The sequence below is a fragment of the Vibrio sp. 1CM24A genome, assembly GCF_023161725.1.
GTDB lineage: Bacteria > Pseudomonadota > Gammaproteobacteria > Enterobacterales > Vibrionaceae > Vibrio > Vibrio coralliirubri.
Window position 1 is genome coordinate 169,874 of the sequence record NZ_JALNTS010000006.1, and the last position, 21,264, is coordinate 191,137.

The following is a 21,264-nucleotide window of genomic DNA, read 5'->3' on the forward strand; positions in this document are numbered from 1 at the left end:
TAAAGGCTCAACATGCTCAACGTACTCAAACAAGAATACAAACTGCCACTTGGCATCGTTACCGTTCTATTTTTCAAACTGATCGGCGACAACTTACTCACAGGAGAGCTGTCTCAGTTCGCCTACATAATGATTACTGCGGTGCTGTTTTACGCGGTGATGAGCGCCATTTTTTCGGTTGTTCGCCACTCAGATGCACTGGCGATCAAGCTTGGCGACCCATACGGTACTCTTATATTAACGCTGTCTGTTGTCTTGCTCGAAGTCATTATGGTCTCGTCCGTTATGCTGACTGGAGAATCGAATCCCTTCCTAGCGCGTGACACCATGTTTGCTGTCGTGATGGCGGTGCTTAATGGCTTTGTCGGTATCACCTTGTTAATCGGTGGGATGAAATACCATACCCAAACCTACAACCTTGATGGAATAAAAGCGTACTTGGTGGCCATTATTCCACTCTCATTACTGTGCTTGGTACTGCCTAATTTCACCAGTATGGATTCGCTGGGTAACATGTCGACCAGCCTAACTTGGACATTAGTGCTCGCTTCGATCGCCTTGTATGCCGTATTCCTGTTCATCCAAACACGCAGCCATACCGACTACTTCATTGATGGTGATAATGAAGATCATCACGAACATCACGGCCCTCTGCACAGCAATATATTCCACACGATTATGCTGGTGAGCTATTTGATGGTGGTGATTTTGTTAGCGAAAAGCCTCGCGATTCCAATTAACGATGGCATCACGGAAATGGGCGCACCTGCGGCTCTAGGTGGTTTGATTGTTGCCTTGATTATTCTCGCACCTGAAGCTGTTGGTGCCGTTAAAGCCGCCGTGACCAATCAATTACAGCGTGCGATGAACCTCTTCTTTGGCTCAGTTCTCGCCACTATTGCACTAACCGTTCCCGCTGTTCTGCTGATTTCAGGGGTAATGAACGAACCCATCCAACTCGGCCTCGCCCCTGCAGGAATGGTGTTATTAGGTGCAACGCTATTAATGACAAGCGTGAGCTTTAGCAGCGGGAGAACTAACTCGCTCAATGGTGCAACCCACCTCATCCTGTTCTTTGCCTACATCATCTTGATGTTTGATTAAAACGCATTGCGGGCTCCGGCTATCAACAACCAGAGCCCACGTTAACTTGGAGTTTCCATGCAAGAGATTATTTCCGCGATTTGGCTGCAAGACTTCGATGCCTTACTTGAATTGAATTCACTGCACGTTTTATTGCTTTTGCTTGGTGTCGTGCTTTTTCTTGAGTCGAGTTTTGTTTTCTTACCACTACCCGGTGACGGCCTAGTGCTGTTTGTCGGGGGCATGGTTGGTTTGGGCGCGATTGATTTTTCAAGTGCTCTAATGCTTCTAACCAGTGCCTCTTTTTTGGGCAGTATCATTGCCTACCTTCAAGGGCGATGGCTGCACAATACTCCGTTCATGCGTAAAGCTGAACAAACACTGCCAGATGAATCGTTACCCAAGGCAAAAAAACTATTAAACCGATTCGGTTTTTTGTCCCTGTTCGTTTCGCGGTTTGTCCCATTTGTTCGCGTACTGACCCCAATGTTGATGGGCGTTGCACAACTCAGCGCAATAAGAACGCTGATTGTTAGCTTCACTAGCTCGATTACATGGGTCTTCAGTTTATTGCTGATAGGAAAGTGGATCATGCGACACCCATTCGTCTCGCAATATCAAGAGTTGATTACAAAGTGGTTCTTAATGGGCAGTTTAATCCTGATGGTTACTGCATTTATCGCACTCTTTATTCGGCTTGCGACCAAGAAGCAACAACCACAAACATCCGAATAAAAATCGCTTTAATTGTATTCTCACTTATTGTCAAAGGTCTAACATATGACATTAATTACATTAGCTTTTTCATCAGAAGGGGCGGAAAAGCTGTACCTCAAAATACTGGAGTGCCTAACTCTAAGAAAGGCTAAACGACTGAATCAAACGCTTCTAGAGGCTGAACCCGTCGAACTGCCATCAGTCTTAAGGAAGCTCTCTGACCAGCAACGTATCGCCACTTGGACTCTATTAAGCGAAGTAAACCCAAGCCTTGCTGCCAACTTACTTGATCACTTATCTGATCCCGAGCTTCTATGGCTGATCAGTCAGCTACCTGAAAGTAGCACCATAGTGCTATTTCAATATTTGCATTCCGCAGACCGCCGGCTGCTACTCAATGAGCTGCCAAGCGACCTACAAAAACAGCTCAGGCAAGCCCTACCTTCAACATGGAAAGACGAGGAGCGTGCAGCCTTGATCTACCCACAAGACTCTGCCGGAGGGATTTGTAAAAGCGAAGTCCTCAAACTGGCAGCAGACGCTACCATCGACAGTTTGAGCGCAATATTAAGCGCAGAAGAACACAACTTAGATCGACTAGAGTGGCGCTACGTTTACTTGCATGACACTGAAGGCAGCTATTTAGGCGGGCTGAAGATCCGTGATGTACTGCTGCTACCACGTGGTACGTCATTAAGGGAATACATAGATACCACAGTGCCCGTTATCAGCCCTGACACGGATCTAAATACGATTAAAAGTACGCTGGACACCACTTTACACCCCGTTGTTCCCATCGTTGATGAACAAGGTTTCCAAATAGGCATCGTCGGTTTTAAACATCTCAATGAAGCCTTATACCAACGTTCGAAGCAGCAAATGCTGGAGCAATCCGGTGTATTTGGAGGTGATGAGTCTCGCACCATGCCAGTACTAAAACGTAACCTACGTCGACTCGCCTTTTTATTGCCTTCAGTCGCCTTAAGTTATGCCGCGATTTCAATCATTGCTATTTACGAACCCATCATTGAACAAATTGCCGTCTTAGCGGCCGTGTTGCCGCTTGTCGCCAATCTTTCTGGTGCGGCTGGGAATCAATCCGTTGCAGTGTCGATACGTGAATTATCGATGGGGCAGATCTCAGTCAAAGACCTGCTGTATGTGGTCGCGAAAGAGATTCCAATCGGCGCGATCAATGGAATACTAATTGGTGGTGTTCTGGCTCTGCTTACGCTGTTCACGCTTGGAGGGGAGCACTCTGGATTGCCATTGGTTATCGCCATTGCTTACACACTTTCTTCCACTCTTGCCGTCGTGATTGGAGGTACATTGCCCTTGCTACTAAAACGGCTCAACTTCGACCCAGCCATGCTATCAAGCCCAATGCTGACAACCTTAACCGACGCAATTTCGTTCTTCAGTGTTCTGTATCTAGCACACGCTTTTTTACTGTGATTTAACTTTTTCTTCCACCACAAAAAGGGGATTCTTATGCATTTAGAAACATTGTTCACCTATATGACACTCACGGTTCTTGGCCTATTACCCATCATGAACCCACCCGCAGCAGCAACGGTTTTACTTGGTTTGAGTAAAGGGCGAGATAAGAGCTATATTGTGTCGCAAGCCAAAACGACTGGAGTCTATCTTTTCATTGCCTTGTGCATCACCTTCTTCATTGGTGCATCGGTACTCGAACTCTTCAGTATTTCAATACCGAGCTTGCGTTTAGGTGGTGGCATCATCATTGTCGCGATTGGTTTCAATATGCTGTTTCCTCGCCCCGACAATGGAGCCGCCCCCTCAGGGCAAGATTCAATAGCACTAGTACCTTTAACCATTCCTTCACTGTGTGGCCCTGGTTCTATGGCGATGATCATCAGCCTGGCCGCTCAAATTGCTACTTATGAAAACCACACAAGTATGACTAGCGTCTATGGTGGTGTAGTCGCAGGGCTTGCTCTCGTTGCACTTATTGCGACCTTCACATTAACCATGGCGTACCCTCTGCTCAAGGCGCTTGGTCAAAATGGCATCAATGCATTTACCCGAATTATGGGCTTCCTATTGATCTGTATGGGAGTGCAGTTTTTCACTCTCGGGATTCAAGAAATCGTTCTTGAGATCAATGAACTCTTATAAGTAAGCAAACAGCCCAATTTTGAGCCTCAGCCATTTTCGGTTGGGGCTTTTTTATGTCTATACGTTTAGCAAATATGAATCGCTGTAATTCATAGTCTATTCCCCGGTCAGTAAATAAAATAGCGGCATAAACAAACACAACTTGGATTTATATTTATGAAACTAACTAAAACATCTCTATTAATTGCATCACTTATTTCTTCACCTTTAGTACTTGCAAATAACAATGTTGATTTCTCTGACTCTAAACAACATTATTCGGGGTTTGATATTGGTTACGGCAGCAACGATTTTGATATTGGTCTTCAATATGCAAAGTCACTAAATAACGATTGGAGTTTGCTAAGTTCATATAGCAGTGACGACAATTTTTATAACCACGAATTGGGATTTGATTTTCAAAGAAGCGATGGCTTAGGGCTTGTTTTTGAGTATGAACATGATACCAACTTCCAATCCGATAATTTGCGCGCGAATGACTATAGCTTCAGTCTCTACAAGGCCAATACGGTTAACGAACGGTTTTCTGTTGTACCTCAAGTAACGCTTGGCAACCTGAAGCATCAACAGATGAGCAGCAGTGTTTACTACACCAGTGCATCACTTGATATGACTTACAACCTGAACCCAAGCATGTGGGTAGGATTCACACCGGAATACACTTACAGCTTAGGTAAAGTGAAAGAAAAGAATGGCAACCAATCGACGCTTAGAGATTGGGATTACACGGCAGAACTTGGTTATCAATTAAATAGCACAAGCGCGTTCGTCTATAGCTATCAATATGATGATGGTAATAACCTTTCATTATTCTCTTTTAAACATTCATTCTAAATCATTAGAGCTGCCGGTAATAGGCAGCTCATTTTTTAATACCTAATCTTAAAATATTTAAATAAGTGAGCCACTTTGAAAACTAAACTAATATTACTGAGCTGTATTATCAGCGCTTATTCCATTGCTGATGAAAACACAATTGATTTTGAATCCGCGGTAGAAGAGTTTACAGAAGCGACCATTGAAACAACACCCATTGATTTCACCGACCCGACTGCCGCTTATAGCTCCCTTCAATTAGGGTACAGCAATGAAGGCCTTGATGCCGGATTTGGATATGCTAGAGCAATCAATGACGATTGGGCGGGATTGATTTTTGCTCAGTCTCTAAACAGTTTTGACACATACAGAGTCAGAGCCGCGGCACTGAGCACCAATTTCGGTAGTGGCGTTATGGGAGACTATTTATATGATGACCGACATGACACACACACTTTCGTATTGAACGCGATGCAAGTCCTGCCACTGCATGAACGACTACTGATTGCACCGACTCTTGGCGCGGGTGTCATATCCAGCGATAACCTTAATAAAGACGTACCTATTGCTATGGCGCAATTGTACGGTGTCGTTACCATTACAGAGCAAGTCTCTATGATGATAGCACCTATCTACACGACGTCTTTGAGTGACAAAACAATTAAAATCAACACGTTAGACTGGGAAGGTAATTTTTCATACCAAATCGCAGATAACCAAAATATTTCATTTAAGTATAGTATCTACGATGAAACCGACAACAAGGTGGGCATTCACTACACCTATGCGCTGTAGCTACACTCATTCACTATAATGCCCTTGACTCTACCTAAAACGAGTACTCTAACTCGAAGCTCTTGTATCACATCAAGCCCTAAGCGCCTTTAGTAACACGGATGTTGCTAGCCCTCATTTTACTTACTCAAGATATTTAGAACGCCTTTCGTTGAAAGCTAACTTCTGCTCACAGCGCATTGCTGCGAACCGTATCAAACATTCTTTAACACATATCGTTCTTAAACTATTGAACAAAGGCTAATTTCCCTTATTCTTAGGTTACGCTTTCGAACTTCATTACGAAAAGGTAACCCATGAAAGAACTTCAAGACTTAGACCTAAATCTGCTCAAGTTACTTAAAGCGGTTGTTGAAACTCGTAATACCCATGCAGCAGCAGACAAGCTTGGTATATCGCAAACCAGTGTCAGCAGAGGGATGGCGAAGTTAAGAGAAACTTTTGGCGACCAGCTTTTTCTTCGTAAAGCACACGGCGTCGAGCCTTCAGAATTGGCAGAGAAACTCGCCGAAGCGGCCGATGAAATGTACTCCCCTTTGATAAAAGTGGTTGAGTCCTACCACAACTTTGACCCTAAAATATTTACCGGCGAAGTCACTATTGCATTAAATATATTTCTACTTGAACTGTATGGCGATGGGGTTTTTAAGGTTCTGCAAGAAGCTTTACCACAAGCGAGCTTTAAATTGATCTACTGGCAAGATAAAAGCTTGGTAGAAGTACTGAATGGACAAGTCGATTATTTACTACAACTTTCAGGCATTCCATTACCTCAAGATATCTACCAACATAAGCTCACCGAAGTAAAATTGAGCCTAATTGCGCGTAAAGATCACCCTGTGTTAAGTAAAAGCAGTGAATGGGAAGATATTCATCACCTACCAATAACAAGAATCTTAATTGATGGCATTAACACCAAGCGTGCTCCGATTGAAGACCTCTATATATCAAAAGGCTACAGCGCGAATATTGTGCTGGCGACGCATAGCCTCACAGTATTACGAAGCAAGCTCAGAAATTCGGATGCCTTCTCTTTTGGCAGCAGTTTTATGACGGAAGATGATTCGGAACTCCGCTGTTACCCATTACCTAATTTACCAAAAGAAATGCGCCAAATTGGTGTAGAGGGCGGCTACCTGCAATCCAAACGAGGCTTCCCACTTCACCAACTATTGCATCAAACCATGCAGAGCTACTTTGATAGTATTGTTCAACCTGACGGTCGATAGCGAGCGGGATTTCTGGCCTCAATTGAAAAACTATTAACGATAAGCTCTGGCCTCTAAAGCGATATATAGGTCGCTTTAGAGGCACGTTGTCTTTAGGGGCAAGGTGTCTTTAGGTTAATCGTGTCTGAGGCTGCGTTAAGCAGAAGGTGGGCGCACAGCAGAGGTTGCCGCCGGATACATGATAGTATTTTTAATTTCGTACTTATATTCAAAGCTGAAATCAGGAAATGGGAAAGCTTGCTCTTCATGCCACTGCGCAACAACCTGTTCGGCTTTTCGTTTCTGTTCCTCATTGTCATTGGCATTTACATCCACAAGTTGATATTGCGTAGAGTGAGCTATCTTCGCACCAATGCTCTCGACTTGGGTCAATACAGAAAACAAAATATCCTCTTGGACAGCCATGAACTCTTCATGGTCACGACAGCTAATGTAAGCCATCAGATTAATATTGATGGAGTATTCCCCAACACCCATGAGCCTCACTCGAACTGGATCTTCTTCGATAATTGGATGCTGTAGTAACAACCGGCGCAGATTAACGATCAGTACGCGTAATTGCTCAAGGGTAGTTTCGGAACGCAATCTCAACACATGATCCATGCGTCGCTTATCACGTCGCTCCAAGTTATCAATTTCCATGTTGGCAAATTCCGAGTTAGGAATGGTAATTAAAGAGCGCTCTAGCGTCCGGACTCGAGTCGAACGCAAACCAATACTCTCAATGGTTCCTAGTTTGTCTCCATAACGACAAAACTCACCAATCTTTACGCCCCCGTCAGCATAGAGCGTTAATCCGTTGATTACGTTCTCCAATATAGGGCGAATGGCCAGTGCAACCGCTAAGCCACCCACACCCAAACCTGCCAATATTGGGGAGATTGAGAACCCCATAAATTCGATGACATAAATACCAAGAATCGCGATCGTCAACCCGCCAAATATACGTGCTAATACGGTAATCAGTGACGAATCTACGTGCTTTCCATTGTGCTTTTTGAATACATAAATATCAGCGAAATAATTGAAAATGGCCATAATAAGCCATGAGACGAAGAAGAACTGAGCCAGTAGGAAGAAGGTGGTGAACAGCTGATAAACACCACCTGTAATCCATATCCCATCATCAATCACCCATCTTGCTAAAAACAGCAAATTCACCACGCCCACCAGCGACAACAGTCGACCTGCCCGCCATTTCAAGCCTTTTCCTTCCCAGCGACGATTCCAGCGTTCACCAAGCAAAAAGCTAATTCTTATCATTATCTTACATAGTGACAAAACGCCAGTGAGTGCAAGCCATTGCCATAAAGGAAGCGGCCCATAAAGTTGATTAAAAGATGAAGGTAAAGAAAGAACAAATTGCTTAGAGAACATAGGTCCGGGGCTAATCAAAAATTCCTGATAATAGTCTGGACGTGCTTTGGCATAGTACGGAAGGACTGACATCGTTCTATACCACCGAGAAAGGCTTTGAATGGTGTTAGAACTAAATAGGAACTGATCGGTTCGATCGCCTAGAGTTTGGCGAGACAATACGATCTCAGTATTGCCTAAACGCCAGTGATCAATATCTTCTCCCCTTATTTGCTCGACATTTGGCACTAGCTGATGAGTACCTTGATCAATTCGATCCAACAACTCACGAAGAAGAATTATTTTCTCCATCACGACAACTGTTCGGCTTCGATTCGGAACCATAGACAAATCCATGGTTCTGATCACTTGTGAATAAGCATGCTGCGCTTCTTTAAGATGCAGTGTTTCATTTTTCCAATGCTCGATAACCACACTCGAATCCCTGATGAAGCTCGAAAGAGTATGTTTGGGGCTCGACGTGTCAGCGAGCTCCAAAGCAATACTTGGCATGGCTAGCGCATTAGGTATGGTTAGACATAAGGGTATGGTTAGAAAAACGGCTACTAACATCGAATAAAAACGTCTTATCACAACGATCTCCCGTCATCACTTTGTTCCAATGAAAACATAGGGGCTAGCGAATAAGAATGATCCATGACAGATTGATGTTGAGAGTAATGATAATTAGCTTGTAGTAACGTAGATATACATTTTAAAAGTGAAGTGAATAACGTTGTCATTATATCCTCCAAATAAAAATCCACATCCATGTGATTCAATATTAGCTTGCTGAAATAAACTAGTTGATATGTTTATTAAAGAACTGGCCTAACTCATTAATAGCATCTTCAGACTCTGGCATGTCGATTAAGATACCACTCATATAATCACCATGAGATTGGCCATCATATATATGCAGGTCAGTTTCTACGTCTGCACTGCGTAATAATCGATGCATACGAACCGTATCACTTAACAAGAGATCTCGAGTACCTGAAATGAATATCGTTGGTGGGAATTCATCAATATCAGCGTATATTGGTGAAATAAGAGGATTATCAAGCGCTTCTCCACCAGCATAGACATCGAAAGTGCCCTCAATCAGCCCTTCTCGCTGACCTAGAGGGTCTAAGCCTTGCATCGTTAACCATGAATCCGATGTCTCTTTAAGGTCGACGGAAGGGGTCCCAACAAACAATGCGCCAGGTGCGGGAAGATCGAGCTCTTGCAGTTTAAGTGTCGTTGCTAACGTTAAGTTACCGCCTGCGGATGTGCCAAAAATCGCTGTTGATTCTGGTGATTGAGTTTTTATTAGCTCTTTCCATACTGCAACTGCATCATCAATTGCCGCTGGGAATGGATGCAGTGGCGGTTGACGATAGTCAACAGAGATCACCTGTGCACCAAGCCCGTTCGCAACCCAAATAGCTTCTCGTAAAGCTGATTCACCCCCACCGAAAACAAATGCACCACCATGGATATGTACTAGCCACTTATCTTTGTATTCAGGGGCGATATTCTTCGGCGTAACAAAGAACGTATCGACTCCGGCAAACTGCTTAGCTTCATAAGTAACGTCCAAGCGCTCTAGAGCTTGTTGAGCAATCTTAATACCTGGCGCATCGAATTGGGCTTGTAACGCCAACCACTCTGCCGTGTTGTTAGGAACAGGAATTGCCGGTGAGATAACTCTGTTCTCAAATAACTGAGCAAACTCTGTCGATATACCTGCTGGGGTCGGAACCTTTCGCTCTTGCAGTTCCATTCCAGCGAACGCCGCTGTGCTTGATAAGCTGAGTAGCAATGCAGGAATAACAGTGCGTAGTGATTTGGTTTTCATAGTAACTCCGGTAATGATTCTAAAAGCCGTGATTGGCGAACTGAAGCTATTATTCACGTCCGAACCCATTAGCACTATGAATTAGAGAAATTCAAATTTGATTATAGCTAAGTAGCAATAATGAATTTCTCTAATTCCTACTAATTCTAAAAATCAAATGCGATATTAAATGAAGAAAAGATAAGGAGCTTACATGAAATACTTACCAGCAAGTATGGTATTAACAGGCTATTTAGTTTTCTTTTTTATATTGGTTATGCGTTTAAACAGCTAAACAATATAGAAAGACAACACTCAATCACTTATTTAACTTCTTACTAGCTTAATAAATAAAACAGTAAGAGGAACATTAAATTTAGTATCGGTCATCAGAATTAATTCGGACAGTATTAAACCATGAGAAAACCAATGAAACTTAATTCAACAACAAAATCAATCAAGCTATTCATTCTGACAGCTTCATTAAGCGCAACTGCCATCGCTCAAGACACGATGTTTACCTCTCCACAAAACGTATATAACGACAGTGAAGTAGTGCTGACTAAGTATAACAATGGCGGAGTAGTGAATGCTTCGGTGATAGAAAACGTAGCAAAGACTCAGCCTGAAGAGGCGTACATCAAACAAGTAACAGATGGAGTTTGGGCAATCACTGGCTATCATTTCGGCTACAAAACAGTTATTGAGGGCGAAACTGGCCTTATCATTTATGACTCTGGTGACGACATTGAAGAAGCAACGGAGATCTTGGAATTAGTACGCAAACACATTAGTGAAAAGCCGATCCACACCGTCATTTATAGCCATTCTCATTATGTATTTGGTGCACAAGCGATTCAACAAGCCTTTGATGGCGAGCTCAAAGTGATTGGTCATCCAGAGATCAACAAAAACGTTCTAGAAAGCGGCGGCTTAGGTGCGTCGATTCCTGAATTATCACCAACGCTAACAGCCCGTGCCTATGAGCAATTTTCGGTGCTTCTGCCTGCTGAGGGGCCTGACGCAAAATCACCAACACCGATAGGTAAAACACAAGGGTTTGTGCCAGTAAATACTCCTGTAACACAAGGACAAACAATGACGGTTGATGGTGTCGAGATGGTTTTCTACACCGACTTTGATAGTGATACCGACGATCAAGTGATCGTCTATCTGCCTGAGTCCAAAACGGTACTCAACAACCACCTATGGCCAACTTACCCGAACTTCTACACATTAAGAGGTTCAGTGTATCGTGATCCGACAGTTTGGGCTGAAGGTATCCGCCTTATCAGAGACTTAAATCCAGAACATCTTATCAACACGCACACTGAACCACTCAGTGGCCATGATGAGATCCAAACCACATTGAACGGTTACTATGATGGAATTATGTACCTCTATGACCAAACTATTCGAGGGATTCTACAAGGTAAAACACCTGAAGAGTTAACCTACTCGGTTCAGTTACCACAAGATCTCGCCGAATTACCCCATAACCAGATGACTTATGGTGAGTTTTCTTATTATCCGAAAAACATCTATTACCATGCGCTTGGTTGGTTTAACGGTGAAGCTGAAACCTTGAACCGTATTGAGCCGAACCTTCAAGCTAAGAAAATCATTGAAGGGTTTGGGGGAGTAGACGCGGTAAAACAAGAGCTAAACAAGACTATTGCCAACAATGAACTCGCATGGTCAGCAGAACTCGGCGGCTACTTAGTCCGTGTTGTCCCGAACGATGAAGAAGCTAAACAGCTTTTGGCAGACACATTAAGACAAATGGGCTACCAAACAGAGGCATCAATCCCCCGATCTTGGTATCTAACCAAGGCTCTTGAATTAGAAGGAAAAGTCCAAATACCAAGCGTGGTGTTTTCAGATGCTAATTCAATCATAGGATCCCCAGCCGAGACGTTGGTGGGCCAATTTCGAGTGCGTCTAGACCCAATCGCAAGCTATGGGGAAGACCAAATGATGGCAATTACGATAAAAGACTCGGATGCCCCAACAATGGGATTGCATGTACGTAGCACTGTCGCTGAGTTTATCTCAGACACCGAAGACTACAATCGCCAAGCTGACCTTGAAATCAGCGTATCTAAACGCACTTGGGCAGAGTACTTTGTTGGGGAGAAGAGCTTAGATCAAATGCTAGAAAGCGCTGACGTGAGCACTAACCACAAAGATGATGTGAGAGGATTCTTTAGCCTCTTTGACCAATTAAACGAATCGAAAACCCGGTTTGTATCGCCATCACAGTCTTAGACTTGAGCTTCGACATAGAGTTAGTTTTTGGGCTTAAACATAGCGATAGCCATGGACTAAACCACTTTTAACCAAAGCCTCCACGACGGAGGCTTTTTGCTATTCATCGTGTTCTATTTATCTAAACGCTTGTTACAAAATATCTAATTTAACCAAACACTGAGCTCCCCTAAAATACCAGTCAAATGATTAGGGGAGATAGAACATGATTAGCTCAGTACACAATGACGAACTCAACAGATACATAGAGAAACTAGACTTAAACCTTACCAAAGCTCAGGTTCGTGAACTTGGTTGGCAGCAAAGTAATGAAGAGGTAGGAAAAGAAAAAACAGTATTAGGCTCGTGGTTTTTCTTTTCTTTCTTTGGCTTATGTACGTCTGCATGTTTTGCGCTGCTGATGTATATTTCATGAGGATAAACAAAATAATGACCACGTATAACCAGCATGGAACGTTCAATTGGTTCGAGGTCGATGGAGAAACGTACATACTGTTCAAGGTCGGCAGCAACAGTGCTCTATTGAATCAAGACTATGAGGATGTCACCGAACAACAGAGTAAAATATATAAGCTGTTAAAGACTAGTAAAGAACCCTAGGTGCCTCGCTTGTTAAATTGATCGCATGATGTTTGAGTTATGTTCCAGATAACAACAAAAAATAGATTGGCGATTCCACGATAATTCACACATCCTACTCCTTCATCTGGCGGGAACAGACTCACCCATGTACTATTGTATAAAAATCAACAAAATATAGTAGCTACGGTTATGGATGACGGTCTGTTAAGGAAACTGGATTTTAACTCTATTAAACTTCTCAAAATTCTTGGAGAAGAACGCAATACTAAACGTACTGCGGAACGAATGTTTTTGTCGCAACCTGCGGTTAGCAAACAGCTCAAAAAACTTCGTGAAGATATTGGTGACGAATTATTCATCCGCCGACAATACGGGTTAGAACCAACGCCTTATTGTTTAGAGCTTCTAGATAAATTACCGGCGCTATTCGAGTTACTGGAAGATGTTTTTTCTCGAAACCAAAATTTCAAACCTAGCGAGTACACTGGTGATATTTGCATAGCCATCAATACTTCAATGTATCGCCCTATCTCCCGAAAATTGTATACACACCTTAGCGCCTCAATGCCAAATGCAACATTGAAAATAATCAATTGGGGTCAAGATACCGAGCATAACCTGGCCATGGCAAGAGTGCACATCGGTATTAACTATCTTCCGCTCGATATTTCCAAACAAATAATTCAGAAGAAAGTGGCGCGATGTACCTTCAAGCTTGTCTGCAGAGAAGGACACCCAATCATCAACACCCAGCGTACTGCTCACGATGTAGGGCAATACCCTCTCGCTCTTCTCCAACTTCCAGATTTCAATAAAAAAGAGAATCTAATTGAAACAAAGTTACGCGAATCGGGAGTCACACCAAACGTGGCACTTCGAGCAGACCAGTTAAGTATCTGTTTGCACGTTGTATCTCAATCCAACGCACTAATGCCTTGCATCGATATCTTTGACACCGAACTCCCAAAAGGGACGAGGTTTATATCCCCGAACAAAGAAGACACACCAAGTAGTGATATTGGTGCTTTCATCCCATCGAAACTCTCTAGAACACCCTTAGTGACATGGTTGCACAAAGAAATCGATCAAATCTTTTCGCATGCTAATTAAGTCAATTAAATTCGTATCGGTAGCTCATGGGAATAAGGCGCTGTCCTTAGCTGCCCGATAAACATTAATTTCCATAGTTAAACGAAGCTTTCGGAACCATTAGACTTTCCAAAGGTGAGCCCTGATAAATCAAACTTTGCACGGTACTACCTGCTAAGCCTTCCTGAGGTAGGTAGTAACGAACGACAAAGTAGTAGTCTTCGCCATCCACTACTGGCATCCAGTAGGTTTCGTTCTCTGGATTATGGCTTGAGAACGTAATGGTGATATTGCCATCAGCGTCAGGTGACGTGTTTCCTCCAGCCCATACTTGTCGCTGTGACCCACCAATCGTTGCAGGATCGAGAGGCAAACGGGTCTCATCCGAGTAACGCGTGACAGACCAGAATTGTCCAACGGCTTGGTCATGAGGCATAGTCAAGACAAAATCTTCAGCTCCATTCAACTTTTCGCCTTCAGGCGTCATCGGGATCAACTCATAATATGCATGCTCTGCAGGAAAGCCAAGATGCCCTAAATGCGTTAATACTGAACGTCTTCTTTCATCGGCAAGATCATCAACATGACCAGGGTGTTCAAAGCCAGACAAATTGTTCACTACTAGCCCGGACGAGGCTAAGTTATGCACGTAACTCCTAACCTCGGTTAGCCTTTCTTGGTCGAAGTTTTCATCTGCGATAATGGTTTGGATGTTGTCGTGAGTCTGAACCCAGCCATCGGTAATTTGGTCTGCAAAGCGGAGGACCTCTCGAACATTGGCACGATCAGGCAATACAACATTTGAAACAGCTGAGTGATTGTCGATAACAAGTTGCTTACGCCACTCATCAGCCCCTCCGTTGTCACGATACTCGAATGTTTGCACTCGAATAAAAGCAAAAATCAGGTCATCGTTGACCTCGATGGTGTCGATATAGTTCCCCTCTGGCGTGTCATAATCTGAACCAGAACGAACAATAAGGTAGGTTCCACCTTCATCAGGAGTCACTTCGTGATAAGCCGCGAAATGCTCAGCGTCCAGTAAATGGAATGAAGCATATCGACTAGATTCACGAGCTGGTACCGTCACTTCAATAGGGCCATTGGATACGTCAAGCATCGCTTTAGCGTAAATGTGGTCCAGTGCAGGCGTGATAACGTCCCAGGTATGATCGGCTAAGCCAGGAAATTCAAATTGATTTAGTCCATTTTTCTCCATGAAACCAATCATGTTTTCCATGTGGTGATACACTCGTTGCCCTGTTAATTCAGCATCCGTTGGTACAATTTCTTCTGCATTAACTACATTTCCAAGAGAAATAGATGCAATCAACAATGATATTGCTGTGTTTTTCATAATAATCCTATTTTTAAATTAATAGTTAAAATAATTTAATTGATATTGTTGGGTTGATTTATTTACTGTGGTTTTTTCTAAATTTAAAATTGATGGTTATATTCGATTCTAAAATCGGTACCAGTGATAACTTCACCAAAATTCCAGAATGCCCGTATATTACTCTGGCTATCTATTTGGTAACTTGCAGCCACTTCATGCTGCCAACCATAAAAATCGCTCGCGAGCTCTACACCACCAAGTTGGGTTGTATACATGGGGTTATAGTTGAGCCAAATATTGTCCGTGACGTCGATCTTGGAATACGAACCGATCACCGCAAAACTAGATGGAATGGTGTAGCCAATAGAGCCTTCATAGTCGGCGCCTGGTTTGATCAAGTGTGAATGCACATCTGCAACTGACAGTCCCACACCGGCAAGAGGATACAATTGCACTGGCCCTATGCTTGGTAATGCTTGAATAAAGGAGTAAGAAGTAGAACCTACTTTGTTATCGAAGTCCCAGTTCAAATCAAGTTGAGAGCCCAATCCACTCTCTATGTTTACGTTGAAGTGGCGATAGCGCAACGAGTCAAAACTGTCATCACCTTTTAGGCTTAAACTGTCGGCAGCAAAGCCTTTTACCTCTAGAACATGCATAGCCATTGTTTCATCATTTCTTGTGTCATAGGCTTGGCCAAACTTAAAATTAACACCTTTATTTGTAAAACCTAATCCTGCTTGAGAATAGACAGCCATAGGGTCAGACATGTCCTGATATTCATCCGCAAAAACTGATGTGAATGATAAGGATAAAATAGAAGCAAGTGCTAACGTAAAATTTGATTTGTTTTTATTTAATAATTTCATACTGTTCTCTCTTATTTATTATGCTCTCCTTTGCAATTGCAGTTATTAATTTAACTGCATCATGATTTTTTAATTAACCCCGAAGCGAGGTTGTTATTCCTAAACAACCTCGTTTCGATAAAAGAATATTAAATAATTAAATTTAGATTCGGAAATGAACTAATGAACATCAAATATTACCCAGAGGCATATCTGACGTATCTTAGCTTTCGGATCCAAAGTTGTCAGAGGTCTAAAAAGAGGAAAAGTCAGCCATAAATGGTGAAGGTGTAGTCAGTATTAACTGAAAAATAAGATGAAAAGCGCTCAAAGAATATAGGGAGAGGCAGGATATGCTGTTTAACTACGTCCAAGAATAAAGAATCTCTCTGGAGCTTTAGAGGTTTTCTGAGTGGTTAAGCAGTTAAGTAGTCCAATGGAACAAAATTAGGAGACTAGGAGGGAGGCCTGTGGTAATTCTACAACTTCACTATCCGAAACAACCGCGTACTGATTGAAATTCAAACATTTTATCTACGATACATCTTGAATTCATCGGCAAAATCTCAGATATGCCCAAACAGAGTTCCAGGACTTGATTGGGCATGTTGTAAAGTTTAAGTACATAGAACGAACTACAACAAACGGTTCTTATACTGTTCTGGCGTTTGGTTCGCGTAACGTTTGAACATGGTGATAAATGGGCTTGCTTGGTTATAGCCCAATGTAAGAGCGACCTCTTTGACCGATTGGCCGTTTCTTAACAAGTCCATCGAGTACAGATAGCGGACACGCAATCGCCACTCTGTAAAGCTCATTCCAAGCTCCGTCTGGCAGTGGCGAGAAAGGGTTCTTTCCGTGGTGTGGACACGTTCAGCCCAATCTTTCAGTGTCACTTCGTCGGTTGGGTTTTCTTCAACAGAAGCCAATATAGGCGCGAGGTACTTATTGTCAGTCGAAGGTAAGAAGTGATGTTCAACCTCACGCTGCGCAAGTTGGTCTAGCAGTACCTGAACAAGTCTTTGATCTTGTTCTGTTTCCGCAACATTGATTCCACGATCGCGAAAATCATCGATGATAGAAGACACAATCGGCGTGATCTTTATAAGGCTGGTTTTATCTGGCAGATGTTGCGTGAGTTCTGGGGCGATATTTAGCGAACAGTAGTCCAAAGGCTTACGGTTGTAACTGCAATGCATCACCCCGGCTGGTACCCAAATCGCTAAATGTGGCGGCGCTAGAAATCGGGTGCTTTCCGCTTCCATCTCTAATATACCGCCACTGATCAATTGAACCTGTCCCCATGAGTGGCTATGAACTCGGGTTTCAGTGTTCGAAAGAAACGCTTCAAAATTCATAAATACGTTGGATGGTGCCTTATCAATTGATAAGGATGGATGAAGGTTTCTGGACTGTTTTTTCAAACTTGTCTTCCTATCGCGCCTGATGTCTTTCTAAAGATACTTGTAAGTATAACGACCTGTCAAACTAGCCGCATCAACTCATTTGCGACGGAATTCACATGCATTATCTCTTACCATTTTTTACAGTCTGTATCTGGGGCGCCAATGCAATCGTCAACAAGCTTGCTGCAAGCACCATAGAACCTAGCGCGATGAGTTTTTACCGTTGGTTTTTTGCGATGTTAATTCTCACGCCTTTCTGTATTCGCCCGGTGATGAAGCAGTGGGCTGTCATTAAGCCAAACCTATCGAAATTAGCGTTCCTCGGCTTTTTGGGCATGGTGTTGAACCAATCTCTAGGCTACTACGCCGGCTTAACCACAACCGCTTCCAACATGGCATTGATCACGTCTTTAGTCCCGTTGATCAGTGTGTTTCTAAGCATTCCTTTGTTGCACAAGTCGATTTCTAGTTTGAGTATTGTGGGTGGTGTGTTGTCACTGTCAGGCTTAGCTCTGATGTTAGGTAAAGGCGATCCTTTATTCTTCATGCATCAAGAGCTGACTCAAGGCGATGGCTATATGCTGATTGCGGCCTTTGTTTATGCGTCTTACTGTGTGCTATTGAAACGCTGGAAAATGCCAATCAGTAGCTGGGTGGTGATTTACATTCAGGGTCTGTTTGCTGTCGCGATGCTTACGCCACTTTGGCTTACCAGCGAACAGCTTTTACCACCGCAACAAGCGATCCCATTGATAGCTTACGCCGCGGTTGCCGCTTCAATTTTAGCGCCTTGGATGTGGGTGAAGGCGATTGACACGATTGGTGCTGACTCAAGCGCGATGTTCATGAACTTGCTTCCGGTTGTTGCGATCGTATTAGCCGCGACATGGCTTGGTGAAGAGATTAACCAATTCCACATCATTGGTGGTGTGATGGTCATTTCCGGTGTCATCCTTGCTCAAATCAAAAGAAAACCAAGGCTTGAGGCTCCTCTCCCTCAACAAAGCTAAACGCATTAGCCAACGCTCACATTAGGGTAAAGATTCAAACTCACTTTTCTCACAGTGCCTACTCCCCAAGTAGGCACTGCTGTTTTATTCACAAGCCTTTCAAATGCTTTTAATACGCGTTCATTGTGGTTGCAACATGTTACCGACTCAGGTTTAATGCATTGAGTACTGTTTAAGTTGTAAAAGGAATTACAATGACTCAACCAACGATCCCTGTGATCATCTCGTCCCTGCTTGCTTTATCCTCTGCTTCAAGTTTTGCTGCGACTGTTCCTGCTAATGCACCATTAGCTGAAGAACTATTAGCTGAAGAACTATTAGCTGAGGAACAACATTTTGTACGTGGCAACGGTGCAGAGCCCAACACACTAGATCCTAGCTTCGTAAACTCAGGTATGCCCGGTGACATTATCGTCAATGATATGTTTGAAGGCTTTGTAATTGAGGACAGTGACGGGCAAATCATCCCAGGGCAAGCCAAAGAGTGGTCTATCAGCAAAGACGGCAAAACCGTGACGTTTGTGTTGAAAGAGAATCTCAAGTGGTCGAATGGCGACCCAGTCACCGCGTCTGATTTTGTGTTTGGTTGGCAGCGCGCAGTGTCTCCGAAAACAGGTAACAACACGGGTTTTGTTTTTTCGACGGCTAACATCGTGAACGCTAGCGAGATTCTATTAGGAGATAAAGCTCCCTCTGAGCTTGGCATCAAAGCATTAGATGAGCGCACAGTTGAGATTTCACTTTCAAAACCTACGCCCTACTTCATGAGTTTAATGAGCATCAAGACCTTCTTCCCTCTACCCGCTAAGTTGGTTCAAGAGAAAGGTGACCAATGGACTCGCGCTGAAAATATCGCGACCAACGGTGCTTACACTTTGAGTAAATGGGTGCCTAACGAATACGTTGAAGTCGAGAGAAACCCAAACTATTGGGATGACACGTCGACAGTCATCAACAAGGTGACCTATTTGGGTCTATCCTCTCAAAATGCTGAGCTTATCCGTTATCAGGCGGGTGAAATTGATATGACCAATCGAGTTCAGCTTGAGTACTACCAGAAATTAATCCAAGAAAGCCCTGAGCAAATCAAAGCGCAAGCTCTACTGGGTTCTTACGTCTATTCATTCAATACACGTCAAGCACCCTTTGACGACGTGAGAGTACGCCAAGCACTGAGCATGGCCGTCAATCGTGAAATTCTGGTCGAGAAAGTGACAGGTCAAGGTGAGTCAGAAGCATACAGCGTGACGCCGAATAATATTCCTGACTACACAGCGCCTTTGTCCGAATTCAATTCTCTAGACAGCGAGCAGCGTTTAACCAAAGCCAAAGCGTTACTTGAAGAAGCGGGATACAACGAAAACAAGCCGCTCAAGTTCACCCTGACATACAACACCAGTGAGAATCATAAAAAGATAGCCATCGCGATTGCATCGATGTGGAAGCCACTTGGCGTAAAAGTCGAGTTAGAGAACATGGAATGGAAAGCCTATGTTGCAGCGAAGGGAAGTGGCGACTATCAGCTAGCTCGCTCATGGGCATTTGGTGACTATCCAGAACCTTCTGCACTATTAGAAGCCTTCACTTGTGATCACACAGCAAATGAGAGTGGCTACTGTAATCCAGATTATGATGAGCTCTTACAGCAAGCGAGCAAAACGGAAGATCAGTCTAAACGCTTTACTTTATATCAGCATGCTGAGTCGTTGCTCAACGATTCTGCAGCAGTTATGCCTCTGTATCACTACAATCACACACGATTAGTGCGAAATACACTAAAAGGCTTCCCAAACAATAATCCGAAAGGAAATATCTACGCGAAGGATCTATACTTTTTAAAACAGTAAAAGTGAGCTGATAAGAAAACAATAATCACTACCACTTTAGTGGTAACTGAGATACAGTCACTTTAACTAAACCAAATCAACAGCGGTTAGTTGGCTAACATAAAAAAGGTACCGACATGAGTACCACACGGCTTAGAAACACCTAGCATTGCGCTAGGTGTTTTTTTTTGCAATCGACCTATCTAGTGACTTAATCAGTATTTCTATTCTCTTGCTTAATATCACTTCATCCATGTTTGCCATTCGCCTGATACGCCTTTAAGCACCAATATTCATCAACTGATCATCTGTTTGAAAAAAATAGTCTTAACCGTGAGATTATCCGCTTTAACTTATGTCATCTTAAGTATATTGTTACTAGCAAGTAACAAGCATGTTATGCAGCAAAATAATAATGAAGGAAGATAGATGAGCAGTAGCAATAGCCGACAAGATGGTAAACGAGACGTTACTCTGCGTTTTTTAGCTGAACCCGGGGATGTGAACTTTGGTGGTAAAGTTCATGGTGGTGCAGCAATGAAGTGGATCGATTTAGCAGCCTACGCTTGTTCTGCAGGTTGGAGCGGTAAATACTGTATAACAGCCTATGCAGGCGGAATTCGATTCGTTGCCCCAATTCATGTAGGCAACCTTGTGGAGGTAAGTGCAAAGGTCATCTACACAGGTTCATCTTCAATGCATATCGCTATTGACGTGCAAGCAAGCGACCCTAAAGAGCTCAATAACCGCCTAACAACTCACTGTATCGTTATTATGGTCGCTGTTGATGAGAATGGTAACCCGACTAAAGTACCAGAGTGGATACCAGAGACGCCAGAAGACATCGAATTACGAGATTCGGCTATTCGCCTAATGAACATGCGAAAACAGATTGGTGAAGAGATGGAAGCTCACGTGAAGTACCTGAAATAAGGT

The 21,264-nt window shown here is 43.2% G+C and carries 18 protein-coding genes; 13 read left to right on the plus strand and 5 right to left on the minus strand.

All coding sequences use genetic code 11. The annotated features are described in order from the left end of the window. The first annotated feature begins 12 nt into the window (after positions 1–12). The 7 genes from MSG38_RS14685 (at position 13) to MSG38_RS14715 (ending at position 6,782) form a co-directional block, all read left to right on the plus strand. Positions 13–1,104, plus strand: a complete 1,092-nt coding sequence (locus tag MSG38_RS14685; RefSeq protein ID WP_248402088.1) for a calcium:proton antiporter — start codon at positions 13–15, stop codon at positions 1,102–1,104. Positions 1,105–1,161: 57 nt separating this feature from the next. Continuing rightward, positions 1,162–1,818 (plus strand): DedA family protein, encoded by a 657-nt coding sequence (locus MSG38_RS14690; RefSeq protein WP_248402089.1) that lies wholly within the window; start codon positions 1,162–1,164, stop codon positions 1,816–1,818. Between the two features lie 45 nt (positions 1,819–1,863). Then, positions 1,864–3,255 carry a magnesium transporter gene (locus tag MSG38_RS14695; RefSeq protein ID WP_248402090.1) on the plus strand — a complete coding sequence of 464 codons (1,392 nt, stop codon included), beginning with the start codon at positions 1,864–1,866 and terminating at the stop codon, positions 3,253–3,255. Between the two features lie 36 nt (positions 3,256–3,291). Then, positions 3,292–3,942: a MarC family NAAT transporter gene (locus tag MSG38_RS14700; protein WP_017091757.1), complete on the plus strand. Its 651-nt coding sequence runs from the start codon at positions 3,292–3,294 to the stop codon at positions 3,940–3,942. A 156-nt stretch (positions 3,943–4,098) separates the two neighbouring features. Continuing rightward, positions 4,099–4,776: a hypothetical protein gene (locus MSG38_RS14705; RefSeq protein ID WP_248402091.1), complete on the plus strand. Its 678-nt coding sequence runs from the start codon at positions 4,099–4,101 to the stop codon at positions 4,774–4,776. Between the two features lie 75 nt (positions 4,777–4,851). After that, complete coding sequence (locus MSG38_RS14710; RefSeq protein WP_086968680.1) at positions 4,852–5,553, plus strand: hypothetical protein; 702 nt, start codon at positions 4,852–4,854, stop codon at positions 5,551–5,553. A 296-nt stretch (positions 5,554–5,849) separates the two neighbouring features. Beyond that, positions 5,850–6,782 carry a LysR family transcriptional regulator gene (locus MSG38_RS14715; RefSeq protein ID WP_012600214.1) on the plus strand — a complete coding sequence of 311 codons (933 nt, stop codon included), beginning with the start codon at positions 5,850–5,852 and terminating at the stop codon, positions 6,780–6,782. Positions 6,783–6,917: 135 nt separating this feature from the next. Here MSG38_RS14715 and MSG38_RS14720 read toward each other — a convergent pair whose 3' ends face one another. Beyond that, a complete protein-coding gene (locus tag MSG38_RS14720; RefSeq protein WP_017091761.1) occupies positions 6,918–8,651 on the minus strand; it encodes a mechanosensitive ion channel domain-containing protein in 1,734 nt (577 codons plus the stop codon). Positions 8,652–8,940: 289 nt separating this feature from the next. After that, positions 8,941–9,981, minus strand: coding sequence for an alpha/beta hydrolase (locus tag MSG38_RS14725; protein WP_017091762.1), 1,041 nt, complete (start codon positions 9,979–9,981; stop codon positions 8,941–8,943). 408 nt (positions 9,982–10,389) lie between these two features. Between MSG38_RS14725 and MSG38_RS14730 the strand changes: the two genes are divergently transcribed. The 3 genes from MSG38_RS14730 to MSG38_RS14740 all read left to right on the plus strand — a co-directional run bounded on the left by MSG38_RS14730 (position 10,390) and on the right by MSG38_RS14740 (position 13,920). Then, a complete protein-coding gene (locus MSG38_RS14730; protein ID WP_041473037.1) occupies positions 10,390–12,228 on the plus strand; it encodes an alkyl sulfatase dimerization domain-containing protein in 1,839 nt (612 codons plus the stop codon). A 205-nt stretch (positions 12,229–12,433) separates the two neighbouring features. Further along, positions 12,434–12,643, plus strand: coding sequence for a hypothetical protein (locus MSG38_RS14735; protein ID WP_248402092.1), 210 nt, complete (start codon positions 12,434–12,436; stop codon positions 12,641–12,643). Positions 12,644–12,999: 356 nt separating this feature from the next. After that, complete coding sequence (locus MSG38_RS14740) at positions 13,000–13,920, plus strand: LysR family transcriptional regulator (RefSeq protein WP_050650966.1); 921 nt, start codon at positions 13,000–13,002, stop codon at positions 13,918–13,920. 64 nt (positions 13,921–13,984) lie between these two features. Here MSG38_RS14740 and MSG38_RS14745 read toward each other — a convergent pair whose 3' ends face one another. The 3 genes from MSG38_RS14745 to MSG38_RS14755 form a co-directional block, all read right to left on the minus strand. After that, positions 13,985–15,256, minus strand: a complete 1,272-nt coding sequence (locus tag MSG38_RS14745) for a DUF1254 domain-containing protein (protein ID WP_052879154.1) — start codon at positions 15,254–15,256, stop codon at positions 13,985–13,987. Positions 15,257–15,339: 83 nt separating this feature from the next. Then, positions 15,340–16,107: a hypothetical protein gene (locus MSG38_RS14750; RefSeq protein WP_052879155.1), complete on the minus strand. Its 768-nt coding sequence runs from the start codon at positions 16,105–16,107 to the stop codon at positions 15,340–15,342. Between the two features lie 614 nt (positions 16,108–16,721). Beyond that, on the minus strand, positions 16,722–17,510 hold the full coding sequence (locus tag MSG38_RS14755) for a helix-turn-helix transcriptional regulator (protein ID WP_017081402.1): 789 nt from the start codon (positions 17,508–17,510) through the stop codon (positions 16,722–16,724). 98 nt (positions 17,511–17,608) lie between these two features. On the opposite strand from MSG38_RS14755, the gene MSG38_RS14760 reads away from it, so the two are divergent. The 3 genes from MSG38_RS14760 (at position 17,609) to MSG38_RS14770 (ending at position 21,261) form a co-directional block, all read left to right on the plus strand. After that, positions 17,609–18,502 carry a DMT family transporter gene (locus MSG38_RS14760; RefSeq protein WP_248402093.1) on the plus strand — a complete coding sequence of 298 codons (894 nt, stop codon included), beginning with the start codon at positions 17,609–17,611 and terminating at the stop codon, positions 18,500–18,502. A gap of 194 nt (positions 18,503–18,696) precedes the next feature. Further along, entirely contained in the window at positions 18,697–20,349 is a 1,653-nt protein-coding gene (locus tag MSG38_RS14765) for a peptide ABC transporter substrate-binding protein (RefSeq protein ID WP_248402094.1), read from the plus strand. 408 nt (positions 20,350–20,757) lie between these two features. After that, positions 20,758–21,261, plus strand: a complete 504-nt coding sequence (locus MSG38_RS14770) for an acyl-CoA thioesterase (RefSeq protein ID WP_019822926.1) — start codon at positions 20,758–20,760, stop codon at positions 21,259–21,261. The last annotated feature ends 3 nt before the right edge of the window (positions 21,262–21,264 follow it).

Bases quoted from the DNA above. Each gene is read 5' to 3' on its own strand.
- MSG38_RS14685 (WP_248402088.1), top strand. From the start codon at position 13: ATGCTCAACGTACTCAAACAAGAATACAAACTGCCACTTGGCATCGTT.
- MSG38_RS14690 (WP_248402089.1), top strand. From the start codon at position 1,162: ATGCAAGAGATTATTTCCGCGATTTGGCTGCAAGACTTCGATGCCTTA.
- MSG38_RS14695 (WP_248402090.1), top strand. From the start codon at position 1,864: ATGACATTAATTACATTAGCTTTTTCATCAGAAGGGGCGGAAAAGCTG.
- MSG38_RS14700 (WP_017091757.1), top strand. From the start codon at position 3,292: ATGCATTTAGAAACATTGTTCACCTATATGACACTCACGGTTCTTGGC.
- MSG38_RS14705 (WP_248402091.1), top strand. From the start codon at position 4,099: ATGAAACTAACTAAAACATCTCTATTAATTGCATCACTTATTTCTTCA.
- MSG38_RS14715 (WP_012600214.1), top strand. From the start codon at position 5,850: ATGAAAGAACTTCAAGACTTAGACCTAAATCTGCTCAAGTTACTTAAA.
- MSG38_RS14720 (WP_017091761.1), bottom strand. From the start codon at position 8,651: ATGCCAAGTATTGCTTTGGAGCTCGCTGACACGTCGAGCCCCAAACAT.
- MSG38_RS14725 (WP_017091762.1), bottom strand. From the start codon at position 9,981: ATGAAAACCAAATCACTACGCACTGTTATTCCTGCATTGCTACTCAGC.
- MSG38_RS14730 (WP_041473037.1), top strand. From the start codon at position 10,390: ATGAAACTTAATTCAACAACAAAATCAATCAAGCTATTCATTCTGACA.
- MSG38_RS14735 (WP_248402092.1), top strand. From the start codon at position 12,434: ATGATTAGCTCAGTACACAATGACGAACTCAACAGATACATAGAGAAA.
- MSG38_RS14740 (WP_050650966.1), top strand. From the start codon at position 13,000: ATGGATGACGGTCTGTTAAGGAAACTGGATTTTAACTCTATTAAACTT.
- MSG38_RS14745 (WP_052879154.1), bottom strand. From the start codon at position 15,256: ATGAAAAACACAGCAATATCATTGTTGATTGCATCTATTTCTCTTGGA.
- MSG38_RS14750 (WP_052879155.1), bottom strand. From the start codon at position 16,107: ATGAAATTATTAAATAAAAACAAATCAAATTTTACGTTAGCACTTGCT.
- MSG38_RS14760 (WP_248402093.1), top strand. From the start codon at position 17,609: ATGCATTATCTCTTACCATTTTTTACAGTCTGTATCTGGGGCGCCAAT.
- MSG38_RS14765 (WP_248402094.1), top strand. From the start codon at position 18,697: ATGACTCAACCAACGATCCCTGTGATCATCTCGTCCCTGCTTGCTTTA.
- MSG38_RS14770 (WP_019822926.1), top strand. From the start codon at position 20,758: ATGAGCAGTAGCAATAGCCGACAAGATGGTAAACGAGACGTTACTCTG.